The organism is Kiloniella sp. EL199, assembly GCF_900313065.1.
Taxonomy (GTDB): Bacteria; Pseudomonadota; Alphaproteobacteria; order Kiloniellales; family Kiloniellaceae; genus Kiloniella.
On record NZ_OMPU01000009.1, the window covers coordinates 1 to 16,320 of the forward strand.

The 16,320-nt window shown below is 47.2% G+C and carries 13 protein-coding genes and 1 tRNA gene; all 14 read right to left on the minus strand.

Annotation, left to right across the window (positions count from 1 at the left end; all coding sequences use genetic code 11):
• Window positions 1-278 (minus strand): GTP-binding protein (locus D9A03_RS08435; protein WP_254054998.1); only part of this gene is annotated, 278 nt, incomplete at its 3' end.
• Between the two features lie 36 nt (window positions 279-314).
• Window positions 315-2,390, minus strand: coding sequence for an elongation factor G (gene fusA / locus D9A03_RS08440; protein ID WP_120496775.1), 2,076 nt, complete (start codon window positions 2,388-2,390; stop codon window positions 315-317).
• Window positions 2,391-2,408: 18 nt separating this feature from the next.
• The gene (rpsG, locus tag D9A03_RS08445; protein ID WP_085900482.1) at window positions 2,409-2,882 is read right to left on the minus strand and encodes a 30S ribosomal protein S7; all 474 of its coding nucleotides are present in this window, start codon (window positions 2,880-2,882) and stop codon (window positions 2,409-2,411) included.
• A gap of 15 nt (window positions 2,883-2,897) precedes the next feature.
• On the minus strand, window positions 2,898-3,269 hold the full coding sequence (gene rpsL, locus D9A03_RS08450; RefSeq protein WP_085900483.1) for a 30S ribosomal protein S12: 372 nt from the start codon (window positions 3,267-3,269) through the stop codon (window positions 2,898-2,900).
• A gap of 291 nt (window positions 3,270-3,560) precedes the next feature.
• Window positions 3,561-7,739 carry a DNA-directed RNA polymerase subunit beta' gene (gene rpoC / locus D9A03_RS08455; RefSeq protein ID WP_120496776.1) on the minus strand — a complete coding sequence of 1,393 codons (4,179 nt, stop codon included), beginning with the start codon at window positions 7,737-7,739 and terminating at the stop codon, window positions 3,561-3,563.
• A gap of 71 nt (window positions 7,740-7,810) precedes the next feature.
• A complete protein-coding gene (gene rpoB, locus D9A03_RS08460) occupies window positions 7,811-11,980 on the minus strand; it encodes a DNA-directed RNA polymerase subunit beta (protein ID WP_120496777.1) in 4,170 nt (1,389 codons plus the stop codon).
• Window positions 11,981-12,210: 230 nt separating this feature from the next.
• On the minus strand, window positions 12,211-12,588 hold the full coding sequence (gene rplL / locus D9A03_RS08465) for a 50S ribosomal protein L7/L12 (protein ID WP_120496778.1): 378 nt from the start codon (window positions 12,586-12,588) through the stop codon (window positions 12,211-12,213).
• Window positions 12,589-12,638: 50 nt separating this feature from the next.
• Window positions 12,639-13,157: a 50S ribosomal protein L10 gene (gene rplJ, locus D9A03_RS08470; RefSeq protein WP_120496779.1), complete on the minus strand. Its 519-nt coding sequence runs from the start codon at window positions 13,155-13,157 to the stop codon at window positions 12,639-12,641.
• Between the two features lie 326 nt (window positions 13,158-13,483).
• Entirely contained in the window at window positions 13,484-14,182 is a 699-nt protein-coding gene (gene rplA, locus D9A03_RS08475; RefSeq protein ID WP_120496780.1) for a 50S ribosomal protein L1, read from the minus strand.
• A 4-nt stretch (window positions 14,183-14,186) separates the two neighbouring features.
• Window positions 14,187-14,615: a 50S ribosomal protein L11 gene (rplK, locus tag D9A03_RS08480; RefSeq protein ID WP_120496781.1), complete on the minus strand. Its 429-nt coding sequence runs from the start codon at window positions 14,613-14,615 to the stop codon at window positions 14,187-14,189.
• A gap of 104 nt (window positions 14,616-14,719) precedes the next feature.
• A complete protein-coding gene (gene nusG / locus D9A03_RS08485) occupies window positions 14,720-15,250 on the minus strand; it encodes a transcription termination/antitermination protein NusG (protein WP_120496782.1) in 531 nt (176 codons plus the stop codon).
• A gap of 4 nt (window positions 15,251-15,254) precedes the next feature.
• On the minus strand, window positions 15,255-15,452 hold the full coding sequence (gene secE, locus D9A03_RS08490) for a preprotein translocase subunit SecE (RefSeq protein WP_046510121.1): 198 nt from the start codon (window positions 15,450-15,452) through the stop codon (window positions 15,255-15,257).
• A gap of 133 nt (window positions 15,453-15,585) precedes the next feature.
• Window positions 15,586-15,661: transfer RNA gene (locus tag D9A03_RS08495), tRNA-Trp, on the minus strand.
• A 95-nt stretch (window positions 15,662-15,756) separates the two neighbouring features.
• Window positions 15,757-16,320 (minus strand): EF-Tu/IF-2/RF-3 family GTPase (locus D9A03_RS08500; protein WP_254054999.1); only part of this gene is annotated, 564 nt, incomplete at its 5' end.

Genomic DNA, 16,320 nt, shown 5'->3' on the forward strand with positions numbered 1-16,320 from the left:
ATCATGTTCTTCACATAGTCAGCGTGACCCGGGCAGTCAACGTGAGCATAGTGACGACCTTCTGTCTCATACTCAACGTGTGCCGTAGAAATGGTGATACCACGTGCACGCTCTTCAGGTGCCTTATCAATATCTTCAAACGCTGTCGCGTCCTGGCCGTTCTGCTCAGCCAATACTTTTGTGATCGCAGCAGTAAGAGTTGTCTTACCATGGTCAACGTGACCAATTGTGCCTACGTTACAGTGCGGTTTCGTCCGCTCAAACTTTTCCTTAGCCATCGGCTATAACTCCTATTAAGTCTTTAGTAGAGGCTGTTAAGCCAGTTTAGCAACCACTTCGTCAGCAACTGCCTTAGGCACCTGCTCGTAGTGATCAAAGACCATTGAATATTGTGCACGACCCTGGCTCATAGAGCGCAGGTTGTTTACGTAACCAAACATGTTTGCCAAAGGCACCATTGCGTTAATAACCTGAGCATTACCGCGTGCATCCATGCCCTGAACTTGACCGCGACGGCTGTTCAGATCACCAATGATATCACCCATGTATTCGTCAGGTGTTACAACTTCGACCTTCATGACAGGTTCAAGAAGAACGGAACCGCCCTTCGGAATACCTTCACGGAATGCTGCTTTAGCAGCGATCTCAAAGGCAAGCACAGAAGAATCGACATCGTGGCTAGCACCATCAATCAGGGTAGCCTTGTAGTCGATCATCGGGAAGCCCGCGACAACACCGGCGTCATTGGACTGCGTAAGTCCTTTTTCAACACCAGGGATGTATTCACGAGGAACAGAACCACCGACAATCTTGCTTTCAAATTCAAACCCTGAGCCTGGCTCCAATGGTTCAAATTCAACTTTGATACGCGCGAACTGACCTGAACCACCAGACTGTTTCTTATGCGTGTAATCAATTTCACACTTACGTGTGATTGTTTCACGATAAGCAACCTGTGGCGCACCAACGTTCGCATCAACTTTAAATTCACGACGCATACGGTCAACAAGAATATCAAGGTGAAGCTCACCCATGCCTTTGATGACAGTCTGACCACTTTCGTTATCAGAAGATACACGGAAAGAAGGATCTTCCTGAGCCAAACGGTTCAGAGCGATACCCATTTTTTCCTGGTCAGCTTTAGTCTTAGGCTCAACAGCAACCTCGATAACAGGCTCTGGGAATTCCATACGCTCAAGAATAATTGGCTTGAGGTTATCACAGAGTGTGTCACCAGTTGTTGTATCTTTAAGACCCGCAATAGCAACGATGTCACCTGCGCGTGCCTGTTTAACATCTTCACGGCTGTTCGCATGCATCTGAAGCATACGACCAATACGCTCGCGCTTACCCTTAACAGAGTTCGTGATCTGAGTACCAGTCTCAAGAACACCAGAGTAAATACGTACGAATGTCAACGAACCAACAAATGGGTCAGTCATGATCTTGAAAGCAAGACCAGAAGCTGGCGCATCATCAGAAGTTGGACGTGAATCTTCAGCTTCTGTATCAGGGTGAACACCCTGAACATCGTCGATGTCTAGCGGAGACGGCATATAATCGATAACAGCATCAAGCAAAGGCTGAACACCTTTGTTCTTAAATGCAGTACCGTTCAGAACAGGAACGAAAGAAAGGTTCATTGTACCAGTACGGATACAACGCTTAAGCGTTTCCATATCTGGCTCTTGACCTTCAAGGTAAGCTTCCATAACGGCTTCGTCTTGCTCAACAGCAAGTTCGATAAGCTGCTCACGATATTCGTTCGCTTTATCTACGAGATCTGCAGGAATGTCTTCTTCGTCGTAGTTCGCACCCATGCTTTCGTCATTCCAGACGATCGCCTTCATTTTCAGAAGATCTACAACACCTTTATATTCGGCTTCTGCGCCGATTGGAATTTGTAGAACGAGAGGAACAGCGCTTAGACGCTTAACCATCATATCGACGCAGCGATAGAAATCAGCACCTGTACGATCCATCTTGTTGACGAAACACATACGAGGAACACTGTATTTATCAGCCTGACGCCAAACTGTTTCAGATTGAGGCTCAACACCAGCAACCGAATCAAAGACAGCTACCGCACCATCGAGAACACGCAAGGAACGCTCAACTTCAATCGTGAAGTCAACGTGGCCCGGTGTATCAATGATGTTAATACGGTGATCATTCCAGAAACAGGTTGTTGCAGCAGAGGTAATGGTAATACCTCGCTCTTGCTCCTGCTCCATCCAGTCCATAGTCGCATTACCGTCGTGTACTTCACCAATTTTGTGAGACACGCCAGTATAATACAGAATACGTTCTGTGGTTGTTGTTTTACCAGCATCAATGTGTGCCATGATACCGATGTTACGATACCGCTCAAGCGGGGTCGTCCGTGACATAACGATGACCTCTTTAAATTACCAACGGTAGTGTGAGAAGGCTTTGTTAGCCTCTGCCATTTTATGCGTGTCTTCACGCTTCTTAACAGCAGCACCGCGGTTGTTAGCAGCATCCATCAGCTCATTAGCTAGACGGTCAACCATTGTATTTTCAGAACGCTTACGCGCAGCACCAATCAACCAACGAATGGCGAGGGCTTGGGCACGTGTAGAGCGAACTTCAACTGGAACCTGGTAAGTTGCACCACCAACACGGCGGGAGCGAACTTCCAAATCCGGACGAACATTACCTAGTGCTTCATGAAAAACAGAAACTGTATCTTCTGTTTTATTACGTTCTTCAATACGCTCAAGCGCACCGTAAACGATCTTTTCAGCAACTGCTTTTTTACCGTCAAGCATCAGGCAGTTCATAAATTTACTTAGCGTGATATCACCAAACTTTGGGTCTGGCAGGATTTCACGCTTCTCAGCTCTATGGCGACGAGACATGGTAGATCCTTTGCCTTACTTCGGACGCTTCGCGCCGTATTTTGAACGACGTTGGCGACGATCTTTGACACCCTGAGTATCCAGAGTACCACGAATTACATGATAACGAACACCAGGCAAATCCTTCACACGACCGCCGCGAATCATCACGACAGAGTGTTCTTGAAGGTTATGACCTTCGCCTGGAATGTAGCTAGTAACTTCAAACCCATTCGTCAGACGCACACGTGCAACTTTACGAAGAGCAGAGTTAGGTTTTTTCGGCGTCGTGGTATAAACACGAGTACATACACCACGTTTTTGTGGGCATGATTCTAGCGCCGGTACTTTGGTCCGCTGAAACGGCGCTTTACGCGGTTTACGGATCAATTGGTTAATTGTAGGCATCAGGCAATCCTTAAAGCCAGTATTACAGTACTAATTGTCACGCGTTCGGATAACAACGTCCGCGGACATCTCAATCCTGTGTAACAGTTAGAAAGCTTGGGTATCGAGTCCACACCCCACGCCTCACGGCAGGAGATGACTTCCCGAAAGTGGGCGCATACTATTGTTGCGTCCCTCACCCGTCAAGTCTTGCAAGCAATTTTTGACGGTTCCAACAAAATCTTTAACCAGAAGCGCAGTTTCCTGCGCCTCTGGTCAAGATTAAACTTTTTTACCTAACAGAGTAATTTCTTACTCAGCAGGAGTCTGTTCACCAGGGAGGCTAGAGTCGATAGCCTCAATCGCTGCGGCATCCTGAGACGCTGCGATGATCTGATCCTGTTCTTCAGCAAGTTTCTTAACTCGCTTCATTACAGCACCAGTACCCGCAGGTATCAGGCGACCAACAATAACGTTTTCTTTCAGCCCGATCAGTGTATCCATTTTACCATGGGTCGCAGCTTCGGTCAGAACGCGTGTTGTTTCCTGGAACGAAGCAGCAGAGATAAATGAACGGGTCTGCAAGCTGGCTTTCGTAATCCCTTGCAGGATTGGACGACCAGTCGCAACACGACCACCTTCTTTAATTGCTTTTTCGTTTTCTTCCACGAACTCTTCGCGGTCTGCAGTTTCACCAACCAGGAAGGTTGTGTCACCACCGTCGATAATTTCAATTTTCTGCAGCATTTGGCGAATGATGACTTCGATATGTTTATCGTTAATCTTCACGCCTTGCAGACGGTAAACACTCTGGATTTCGTTAACGAGATAATCAGCCAAAGCCTCAACCCCAAGAACATCCAGAATATCGTGTAGAACCAAGCTACCATCCATAAGTAGATCGCCGACTTCAACGAGGTCACCCTCTTGAACAGCTAGGTGTCTACCTTTTGGAAGTAGATATTCGCGTGGCTCGATGCTCTCGTCTTCGGAACGAACAACAATCCGACGCTTGGCTTTGTAGTCTTTACCATACTCAACACGACCTGCGATTTCAGACATAACAGCGAAATCTTTAGGTTTACGTGCTTCGAAAAGCTCAGCAACACGTGGTAGACCACCGGTAATATCACGTGTTTTCGATCCTTCGCGCGGGATACGCGCAAGAACGTCACCAGCTTTAATTTCAGTACCAGGCTCAACAGAAAGGATCGCACCAACTGACAGGAAGTAACGTGCTTCCATATCATTATCGAGCAAGATAACTTCACCGTTTTCGTCACGTAGTGTAATACGTGGCTTCAGATCAGAACCTTTTGATGCTGTTTTCCATTCCACAACTTCGCGGTTGGAAATACCCGTTGTTTCATCAACGACTTCACGCATGGAAACACCGTCAACCAAGTCAACGAAATTGGCAATACCTTCTCTTTCAGAGATGATCGGGGTCGTATACGGATCCCATTCTGCCAACTTTTGACCTTTTTTACAGGCAACGCCTTCGTCAACAAGTAACTTGGCACCATACTGCAAACGGTGACGTGCACGTTCACGGTTATTTTCGTCACGGATAATCAATTCCTGACTACGGCCCATCACAATTGGCAAGCCGTCGGAATTAACAACCACGTTACGATTTTTAATGTGAACAGTACCATCAAGAGACGCTTCGATAGATGATTGTTCTGAACCACCCTGCGCAGCACCACCAATGTGGAAAGTACGCATTGTTAGCTGCGTACCCGGCTCACCAATAGACTGAGCTGCGATAACACCAACAGCTTCACCAGAATAAACCTTCGTACCACGAGACAAGTCACGTCCATAACACTGCGCACAAACACCACTTTTGGATTCACACATCAGCGGCGAACGTACAAGAACAGAGTCCAAACCAGAACGATCGATTTCGTCCAGATGTTCCTCTGAAATGATCTGCCCGGCAGGAACAATGACCTCTTTGGTTAGCGGGCTAACCATATCTGACATTGTCGTACGTCCAAGCAAGCGCTCACTCAAGGAAGCGATCACTTCACCACCATCAATAACAGCGGCAATGTTCATACCAGTCTCTGTACCACAATCTTCTTCGGTGATAATTGCATCCTGTGCAACATCAACAAGACGACGTGTCAAATAACCAGAGTTCGCAGTTTTAAGCGCTGTATCCGCAAGACCTTTACGTGCACCGTGCGTTGAGTTGAAGTACTCAAGAACGGTTAGGCCTTCTTTAAAGTTTGAAATAATTGGTGTCTCAATAATAGAGCCATCCGGTTTAGCCATCAAACCACGCATACCCGCAAGCTGTTTAATCTGAGCCGCAGAACCACGCGCACCAGAGTGTGCCATCATGTAAACAGAGTTTACCTTGTCGCCTTTACCTGATCCGATAACTTCCATCATCTCATCGGCAACACGGTCAGAACACTGCGCCCAAATATCAACGACCTTGTTGTACTTCTCACCACGTGTGATCAGACCATCAAGATACTGCTGTTCAAACTCTTTCACCTGTGCTTGAGCTTCTTCGATCAATGCTTCTTTCGCAGCAGGGATCTGCATGTCGTCTTTACCGAACGAAATACCAGCTTTACAAGCGTGACTGAAACCAAGTTTCATGATCTGGTCACAGAAAATCACAGTCTCTTTCTGACCACAATGACGATAAACCATATCAATCACTTCAGACACTTCACGTTTTGGAAGCAAACGGTTCAGCATAGAGAACGGCAACTTAGGATGACGTGGATAAAGCTCGGCAAGCTTCATACGACCCGCCGTCGTTTCTTCCAGAGTTGACGTCGGATTACCTTCCGCATCAACAGAATGGTAACGTGCTTTTATTTTGGTATGTAGCGAGATCACTTTGTTGTTCAAAGCATGATCAATCTCAGCCATATCACCAAAGGCCATACCTTCACCGACATCACCTTCGTTCATCATGGAAAGATAGTAGATACCAAGAACAATATCCTGAGAAGGAACAATAATCGGTTTACCGTTCGCAGGGGACAGGATGTTGTTGGTAGACATCATCAAGACACGAGCTTCCAGCTGCGCTTCCAGAGAAAGCGGCACGTGGACAGCCATTTGATCGCCATCAAAGTCAGCGTTAAACGCAGTACATACCAATGGGTGAAGCTGGATAGCTTTACCTTCGATCAATGTAGGTTCAAACGCCTGGATACCAAGTCTATGAAGTGTTGGCGCACGGTTCAGCATCACAGGATGCTCACGGATTACCTCTTCCAGAATATCCCAAACTTCCGGGCGGGCTTTCTCAACCATACGCTTTGCAGCTTTAATGGTTGTCGCCAAACCGTAAAGTTCAAGCTTGGAGTAAATAAACGGCTTGAAAAGTTCAAGCGCCATCTTCTTCGGCAAACCACACTGATGCAGTTTCAATTCCGGACCAACCACGATAACCGAACGACCGGAATAGTCGACACGTTTACCCAGAAGGTTCTGACGGAAACGACCCTGTTTACCTTTCAACATGTCTGAAAGAGATTTCAGAGGACGCTTGTTAGCACCGGTAATTACACGACCACGACGACCGTTATCGAAGAGAGCATCGACGGATTCCTGAAGCATACGTTTTTCATTACGTACGATAATATCAGGCGCACGCAGCTCAATCAGACGCTTCAAGCGGTTATTACGGTTAATCACACGACGGTAAAGATCGTTAAGATCTGATGTCGCAAAACGACCACCATCCAAAGGAACAAGCGGGCGAAGCTCTGGTGGGATCACTGGAACAACATCCAGAATCATCCACTCTGGGCGCGATCCTGATTCCAGGAAAGCTTCGACAATTTTAAGACGCTTAACAAGCTTCTTACGCTTTGCTTCGGAATTGGTATCACGAAGTTCCTGACGGATATCATCTTTCTCTTCTTCAAGATCAAGATTACTCAGGATATCCTTAATCGCTTCAGCACCAATTTTCGCAGTGAAAGCATCATCACCGTACTCGTCTTGCGCATCCATGAACTCTTCTTCAGAAAGCAGCTGATGCTGTTTCATCGGTGTCAGCCCAGGCTCAACAACAACGAAATTCTCGAAATAGAGAATACGTTCCAGATCTTTCAGCGGCATATCAACCAAAAGGCCAATACGGCTAGGAAGAGATTTCAAGAACCAAATATGTGCAACCGGGCTCGCCAGTTCAATGTGACCCATACGTTCGCGACGTACCTTGGAAAGTGTGACTTCAACACCACATTTTTCACAGATAATACCACGATATTTCATACGCTTGTATTTACCACACAAGCATTCGTAATCTTTAATCGGACCAAAAATTCGCGCACAGAAAAGGCCGTCGCGTTCTGGTTTAAAAGTACGATAGTTGATGGTTTCTGGCTTCTTGATTTCGCCAAATGACCATGAACGGATCCGCTCAGGGCTCGCAATAGAGATCCTGATCTGATCGAACGTCGCTGGCCCAGAAGTTTGGCCGAAAATATTCATCAACTCATTGGACATCGGTGTCTCCCGACAAAATTTTATTCACTAAATCTTTAACGTTAATTACAGGGGCTCGAAGGCCCCTGTTATCAAGCATCACTTTGTGTCAATTCCACATTCAGACCAAGAGAACGAAGCTCTTTGACCAAAACGTTAAAGGACTCAGGAATACCTGCTTCGAAGTTCTCATCACCCTTGACGATAGCTTCATAAACTTTGGTACGTCCGGACACGTCATCAGATTTAACTGTCAACATTTCCTGCAAGGTATAAGCAGCACCATAAGCTTCGAGTGCCCAAACCTCCATCTCACCGAAACGCTGTCCACCAAACTGAGCTTTACCGCCCAATGGCTGCTGCGTAACAAGAGAGTATGGGCCAATAGAACGTGCATGGATCTTGTCGTCAACAAGGTGATGCAGTTTCAACATATAGATATAACCAACGGTTACACTACGGTCGAACTGTTCACCGGTACGACCATCAATGAGACGAACCTGACCAGAACTATCCAATCCGGCCTTTTCCAGCATCTCAACGACGTCTTTTTCCTTGGCACCATCAAATACAGGAGTTGCAATCGGAACACCGTTACGTAGGTTGTAACCCAGTTCGTCAAGCTCATCAGTATTCATATCTATGATGTCGTCGTTATAGTCTTTTTCACCATAAACATCGAGTAACTTAGATTTAAGATTATCGTAATCACCTGTACGACGCGCATCCACAGCCATATCACCAATCTGGTGACCAAGGCCACGACACGCCCAACCCAAGTGAGTTTCGAGGATTTGACCAACGTTCATACGTGATGGAACACCCAGAGGGTTCAACACGATATCAACAGGTGTGCCATCTTCGGTATAAGGCATATCTTCCACAGGCATAATGCGAGAGATAACACCTTTGTTTCCGTGACGACCAGCCATCTTATCACCAGGCTGAAGCTTACGCTTCACAGCAACAAAGACTTTAACCATCTTCATCACGCCAGGAAGAAGCTCATCACCACGCTGTAGCTTTTGAACCTTGTCATCAAAGCGCTTTGTCAGTTCGTCAATTGACTCTTCAAACTGCTTGTTAAGTGCTTCAATTTCAGTCTGGGCGGCATCGTCTTCAACAGCAATCTGACGCCACTGGCCAGGTGTGAAGTCAGCAAGAAGAGCTTCGTCAACCTTAACACCGGTAGACATACCCTTTGGACCACTAACAACAACATTACCAAGAACGAATTCTTTCAGACGATCATAGAAGGAACGTTCCAGAATACCACGTTCATCATCACGGTCTTTCGCAAGATGTTCGATTTCCAGACGCTCAATAGCAAGTTCACGCTCATCTTTCTCAACACCACGGCGAGAGAAGACGCGTACGTCAACAACAGTACCAACGCCCCCAGGAGGAACGCGAAGGGATGTATCGCGAACGTCAGATGCTTTTTCACCAAAGATCGCACGAAGAAGTTTTTCTTCCGGCGTCATCGGAGACTCGCCTTTTGGCGTTACCTTACCAACAAGGATATCACCCGGCTGAACTTCAGCACCGATGTAAACCATACCAGCTTCATCGAGGTTGCGAAGGGCATCTTCACCAACGTTTGGAATATCACGTGTGATTTCTTCCTGACCAAGCTTGGTATCACGTGCCATTACTTCATAAGCTTCGATATGAATTGAAGTAAAGACATCGTCGCGTACAATACGCTCAGAGATCAGAATTGAATCTTCATAGTTATAACCATTCCAAGGCATAAATGCCACGAGAACGTTACGACCAAGAGCCAATTCGCCAAGATCAGTAGAAGGACCATCAGCCATGATGTCACCGCGGGAAACACGGTCACCAACTTTAACCAACGGACGTTGGTTAATACATGTACCCTGATTTGAACGCTGGAATTTCGACAGGTTATAAATGTCGACCGCGCCCTCACCCGTGGACATGTCATCACGAACACGAACAACGATACGCGTTGCATCTACCTGGTCAACAACACCACCACGGCGTGCTGAAATAGATACACCGGAATCCTGCGCAACACGTGGCTCCATACCTGTTCCAACAAACGGTGCTTCTGCTTTAAGCAGCGGAACCGCCTGACGTTGCATGTTAGAGCCCATAAGAGCACGGTTCGCATCATCGTTTTCAAGGAACGGAATCAAAGCAGCAGCAACAGAAACGAGCTGTTTCGGCGACACATCAATCAGGTTGATATCTTCACTACGCGAAATGAAGTAGTCACCACTCTTACGGCAAGAAACCAGTTCTTCCACAAAAGTATTGTCTTCGTTCAGTGCAGCATTTGCTTCCGCAATTGTATAACGACCTTCTTCGATCGCGCTGAGGTAAACAACCTCATCAGTAACAACACCGTCAACAACTTTGCGATACGGGCTCTCAATAAAGCCATAAGGATTCACGCGCGCGAAAGTCGCCAGAGAGTTAATCAGACCAATGTTTGGTCCCTCTGGTGTCTCAATCGGGCAGATACGTCCGTAGTGCGTTGCATGCACGTCACGAACCTCAAAGCCAGCACGCTCACGCGTTAGACCGCCAGGGCCCAATGCAGAAACACGACGCTTGTGCGTAATTTCTGAAAGCGGGTTCGTCTGATCCATAAACTGTGAAAGCTGTGAAGAACCAAAGAATTCACGAATAGCAGCAGCAACAGGTTTCGCATTGATCAGATCGTGAGGCATAACCGTGTCGATCTCAACAGAGCTCATGCGCTCCTTGATCGCACGTTCCATACGCAGGAGGCCGACGCGGAACTGGTTTTCCATCAACTCACCAACAGAACGAACACGACGGTTACCAAGGTGATCGATATCATCAATTTCACCCTTACCATCTTTCAGTTCGCAGAGGATCTTGACGATCTCCATGATGTCTTCACGACGCAATGTACGAAGCTGGTCATCAGTCTCGAAATCAAGACGTGCGTTCATCTTCACACGGCCAACAGAAGAAAGATCATAGCGCTCTGAATCAAAGAACAGACCGTTGAACATTTTTTCAGCAGCTTCAAGGGTTGGAGGCTCACCAGGACGCATCACACGATAGATATCCAGAAGAGCATCTTCACGTGTTGCATTCTTATCCGCAGCAAGTGTGTTACGGATATATGGACCAACCTTCACATTGTCGATACCGAGAACTTCAATTTCAGAAAGTCCTGTACCAGCAAGTTCTTCCAAAAGCTCTTCGGTAATTTCTTCACCAGCTTCACAAATAACTTCACCAGTAGATGCATTGATGTGATCATTCGCAATGTAAGATCCAAACAGATCATCACCTGGGACAAAAATATCCGTCAGACCACCATCAACCAGCTTACGAATTTGACGCGGTGTCAACTTCGTTCCTGCTTCCGCAGCAACATCACCCGTTTTCGCATCAATAAGATCGTTGTTAAGCTTAACACCCTTCAAGGCTTCAGCATCAAAAGGACGCTTCCAGCCGTTTCCGGATTTTTCATAAGTCACAGTGTCATAAAAGAAGTTCAACAGATCTTCTGGTGACATACCCTGTGCTTCTTGAGGATCAAGAACTTCGTTTGCTTCTTCCAGCTCAGCGCGACGTGCAGCCGTTTCTGCATTATCAAGCGCGAGTAATAGCGTTGTAGCAGGAAGCTTACGGCGGCGATCGATACGAACATAGACAAGGTCTTTCGCATCAAATTCAAGGTCAAGCCATGAACCACGGTAAGGGATAACGCGAGCAGCAAACAGGAATTTACCTGATGAATGGGTTTTGCCACGATCATGGTCAAAGAATACACCGGGACTACGGTGCATCTGAGAAACGATTACACGCTCAGTGCCATTCACAACAAATGTACCGTAACGCGTCATCATCGGCAGATCACCCATGTAGACATCTTGTTCCTTGATGTCACGGATTGATCTTGCGCCAGTATCTTCGTCTACGTCCCAAACGACCAGCCTCAAGGTAACCTTGAGAGGTGCAGCATAGGTAATGCCACGTTGTTGGCATTCTTCTACGTCAAACTTAGGTTGTTCCAGCTCGTAACGCAGAAACTGCAGTTCAGACTTTTCAGCAAAATCTTTGATCGAGAAAATCGATTCAAATACTTCTTGAAGTCCGGTAGTTTTGCGCTCAGCAGCAGGAACGCCTACCTGTAGGAACTGATCGTAAGATGCTTTCTGGACTTCAATCAAATTAGGCATAGTGCTCACTTCCGTGATACGCCCGAAGTCCTTGCGAATGCGCTTGCGACCCGTAAACGATCTCGCCATGTCAGTAACGTCCTCGTCCCATTGGGTGTTGACGAAAGGGAGGCTCCCCAACGCCAATAAATGTCTAAACAATCGCCAACAAATCTGTCCGTGTTAACCCGAACAACTTAGTTAGCTTCAGGATAATTTCACGCCTTACCCCTGAAAGGCGCAGAAAACCGGCGCGACACACAGCTTGCGCTGTGTACCGGCCGGGTTTTCTAAAACTGGTAGTGACGCAAGAGCCAAAATTACTTGACTTCTACAGTTGCGCCAGCTGCTTCCAGTTTACCTTTGATGTCTTCAGCTTCTGCTTTATCGACACCTTCTTTAACAGCTTTAGGAGCAGATTCAACTAGCTCTTTTGCTTCTTTCAGACCAAGGCCTGTGATGCCGCGAACTTCTTTAATTACGTTGATTTTCTTATCACCAACAGAAGCCAGAACAACATCGAACTCAGTCTTTTCAGCAGCAGCACCACCAGCATCACCGCCGCCAGCAGCAGCAGCTACAGCTACAGGAGCAGCAGCAGAAACGCCCCAGTGCTCTTCAAGCTTTTTGGAAAGTTCAGCAGCTTCAAGAACTGTCAGTTTGGACAGTTCGTCAACCAATTTATCAAGATCAGCCATAATAATTCATATCCTCTAAAGGCTTGAACAGAGAAAATTTAACAAAACCGTTAAGCAGCTTCGCCTTGAGACCCGTAGGCACCAAATACGCGTGCTAGCTGACCAGCCGGAGCTTGCGTAACACCTGCAACTTTTGTAGCAGGCGCCTGCAACAGGCCAACCAGTTTGCCGCGCAATTCGTCGAGTGAAGGAAGAGTTGCAAGAGCCTTAACGCCATCAGCATCAAGGATTGTGTCACCCATCGCACCACCGACAACAGTCAGCTTCTCGTTCTTCTTGGCGAACTCGACGCAGACTTTAGCCGCTGCAATTGGGTCAACAGATGTCGTAACAGCTGTTGGACCAGTAAACAGTGGCTTCAGTGCCTCAAATTTCGTGCCGTCAAGAGCAATTTTCGCCAGCCGGTTTTTCGCAACTTTGTAGCTAGCGCCGTTATCCCTTGCGTCTGAACGCAATTCGGAAACTTCTGAAACTGTCAGACCAGATTGCTGAGTAACAACAACAAGGCCGGAGTCGTCGAAGACTTCCTTAAGGAAAGCGACGAGCTGTTCTTTCTGTGTACGATCCACGGTAGCTCCGCTCGTTTTTGATCTAACTCACATGGACTCGGCCAAATGAATTCAGATCGATTTGCACGAGAACCCCTCATCACTAGAAGGATTCGGTTCGCCTGTCCTGGAAGTTCAAGCCTTACACAGCCGGAGGACCCGGCGTGCTATAACTCGCTTCCCGTCTATGTAGGCCCCACAAGGACTTAAGTTCCGCCGAAGCACAACACCCACAGTCTCGGACAGGTCGCAACAGAATTAAAAATCCTGCTGCAGGAACAGCGGAAGAACGAATTCTCCCGCTGAGTGATGCCCTAATACACCAAAAATTTCTCTACGTACAGAGATTACTCTGCAGAAAGTGAAGAAACTTCCAGTTTAACGCCTGGACCCATCGTGGATGAGATCGCAACACGCTTTACATATGTACCTTTTGCGCCTGCTGGCTTCGCTTTGTTGATCGCGGCTACGAACGCGCGAACGTTCTCAACCAACTGATCTTCACCAAAGCTCATTTTGCCAATGCCAGCGTGAACAATACCGGCTTTCTCGGCACGGAACTCAACCTGACCGGATTTAGCAGCTTCAACAGCGCCTTTAACGTCAGGAGTAACAGTACCAAGTTTCGGGTTTGGCATAAGACCGCGAGGACCAAGAACCTTACCAAGACGACCAACAATAGCCATCATGTCAGGAGTCGCAATCACACGATCGAAATCCATTTCGCCGCCCTGGATCTTCTCCATAAGATCTTCAGCACCAACGATTTCCGCACCAGCTTCTTTCGCTTCTTCAGCTTTTGCATCACGTGCAAAAACAGCAACACGAACAGATTTACCTGTACCGTGTGGCAAAGGAACAACGCCGCGAACGTTCTGGTCAGCATGACGTGGGTCAACACCCAGGTTCATCGCAATTTCCAGAGTTTCGTCGAACTTTGTTTTTGCATTAGCTTTGATGTGCTTTACAGCTTCACCAAGATCATAAAGCTTTTCACGGTCAAGACCTTCATAGGCGCTTGAAATACGCTTACCTTTTTTCGCCATGATCTTATCCCTTCACTTCCAAGCCCATGGAACGCGCTGTACCCATAATGATTTGGCTAGCAGCATCCAGATCGTTTGCGTTCAGATCTACAAGTTTAGTCTGAGCAATCTCACGAACCTGATCCATTGTTACAGAACCAACATAACCCTTACCGGTTTCAGAAGAACCCTTAGCAAGGCCTGCAGCTTTTTTCAGATAGAAGCTGGCAGGTGGCGTTTTTGTAACGAATGTGAAAGAACGGTCACTGTATGCAGTAATGATAACAGGAACTGGAGTGTTTTTCTCCATGTCACCTGTTGCAGCATTAAATGCCTTACAGAATTCCATGATATTAAGACCACGCTGACCAAGCGCAGGACCCACAGGTGGTGATGGATTAGCAGCACCAGCAGGGATCTCAAGCTTGATATAGCCTTCGATTTTCTTTGCCATTGATTTACCCTCATTTAGTTTGGGTGCGCGGTATGGCTATGGCAGGCCCACCGCACCAGGAGCAACCACACATATGATCGCTTAACGAAAAACTTGAAACGATTTTACTGCTTCTCGACCTGATCGTATTCCAGTTCAACCGGCGTTGAACGACCAAAGATAGAGACAGCAACCTTGAGACGGGCTTTTTCTTCGTCAACTTCTTCAACAACACCGTTAAACGAAGCAAACGGACCATCGCTAACACGAATGGTTTCCCCAACCTCAAACGTAACAGATGGACGAGGACGATCGACACCTTCCTGGACCTGCTGCAGCATTGCCTGCGCTTCCCGCTCGGATATCGGCAAAGGACGCCCCTTCCCACCAAGAAAACCTGTAACTTTTGGCGTATCTTTCACCAAGTGCCAGCTCTCATCCGTCAGGTCCATCTTGACCATCACATAACCGGGAAAGAACTTACGCTCAGCATTAATACGTTGACCGCGGCGCATCTCGACTACTTCTTCAGTAGGAACCAGCACTTCTTCAAAACGGTCTTCCATACCCTTTTTAGCAGCTTGCTCACGAATGGATTCAGCTACTTTTTTTTCAAATCCGGAATAGACATGGATTACATACCAACGTACAGCCATGATTTTATCCTCCCAGACCTAAGACAAGTTTCACACCCTGATTAAGAACCAAGTCGACGAGAAAGAAGAATGTCGCCGTCAGAGTAACCATCACGAACACCATACCAGTGGTAACGAGAGTCTCTTTACGGGTTGGCCAGGTAACTTTGCTCAGTTCCTGACGAAATTCCTTCATGAGCTGACCGGGGTTGGTCTTTGCCATTCTCAAACGCCTTTGACTTAATGCTCTTACAGAGCGGATCGATACAAACTTATTTAGTTATACACCGTATTATTTGCAAGAAATAAGACCTGGTGCCAACTATGCCAAAACCCAGCACACGCTGGGTTCTAAGTGGCAGGAGAGGAGGGACTCGAACCCACAACCCCCGGTTTTGGAGACCGGTGCTCTACCAATTGAGCTACTCTCCTACATTTTTTCGTTGCATCCAAGTGAATCGGAGAAGATCAACTTGGAGACGGGGCGTTCTAACAGGACGCCCCGTCGCTATCAACGTTTTTTTATTTTATTTTGAGATGCTTGAAACGACACCAGCACCAACGGTACGGCCGCCTTCACGGATCGCAAAACGCAGACCATCGCTCATCGCGATTGGCGCAATAAGCTCAACATCCATAGCAATGTTATCACCTGGCATTACCATCTCTGTACCCTCTGGCAGAGAAACAACACCCGTAACATCTGTGGTACGGAAGTAAAACTGTGGACGATAGTTAGAGAAGAATGGTGTGTGACGACCACCCTCTTCTTTCGTCAGAATATAAGCTTCTGCCTTGAAGTTTGTGTGAGGCGTAATCGAACCTGGCTTCGCAAGAACCTGACCACGCTCAACATCTTCACGACCAACGCCACGTAGAAGTGCACCAACGTTATCACCCGCTTCACCCTGATCGAGAAGCTTGCGGAACATTTCAACACCAGTACAAGTCGTTTTCTGAGTATCACGGATACCAACGATCTCGATCTCTTCACCAACTTTAAGAACACCTGTCTCAACACGACCGGTAACAACTGTACCACGGCCTGAGATAGAGAACACGTCTTCGATTGGCATCAGGAAGTCCTGATC

Excerpts from the sequence above, each read along its gene's own strand:
- fusA (WP_120496775.1), bottom strand. The coding sequence starts at position 2,390 with ATGTCACGGACGACCCCGCTTGAGCGGTATCGTAACATCGGTATCATG.
- rpsG (WP_085900482.1), bottom strand. The coding sequence starts at position 2,882 with ATGTCTCGTCGCCATAGAGCTGAGAAGCGTGAAATCCTGCCAGACCCA.
- rpsL (WP_085900483.1), bottom strand. The coding sequence starts at position 3,269 with ATGCCTACAATTAACCAATTGATCCGTAAACCGCGTAAAGCGCCGTTT.
- rpoC (WP_120496776.1), bottom strand. The coding sequence starts at position 7,739 with ATGTCCAATGAGTTGATGAATATTTTCGGCCAAACTTCTGGGCCAGCG.
- rpoB (WP_120496777.1), bottom strand. The coding sequence starts at position 11,980 with ATGGCGAGATCGTTTACGGGTCGCAAGCGCATTCGCAAGGACTTCGGG.
- rplL (WP_120496778.1), bottom strand. The coding sequence starts at position 12,588 with ATGGCTGATCTTGATAAATTGGTTGACGAACTGTCCAAACTGACAGTT.
- rplA (WP_120496780.1), bottom strand. The coding sequence starts at position 14,182 with ATGGCGAAAAAAGGTAAGCGTATTTCAAGCGCCTATGAAGGTCTTGAC.
- rplK (WP_120496781.1), bottom strand. The coding sequence starts at position 14,615 with ATGGCAAAGAAAATCGAAGGCTATATCAAGCTTGAGATCCCTGCTGGT.
- nusG (WP_120496782.1), bottom strand. The coding sequence starts at position 15,250 with ATGGCTGTACGTTGGTATGTAATCCATGTCTATTCCGGATTTGAAAAA.
- secE (WP_046510121.1), bottom strand. The coding sequence starts at position 15,452 with ATGGCAAAGACCAACCCCGGTCAGCTCATGAAGGAATTTCGTCAGGAA.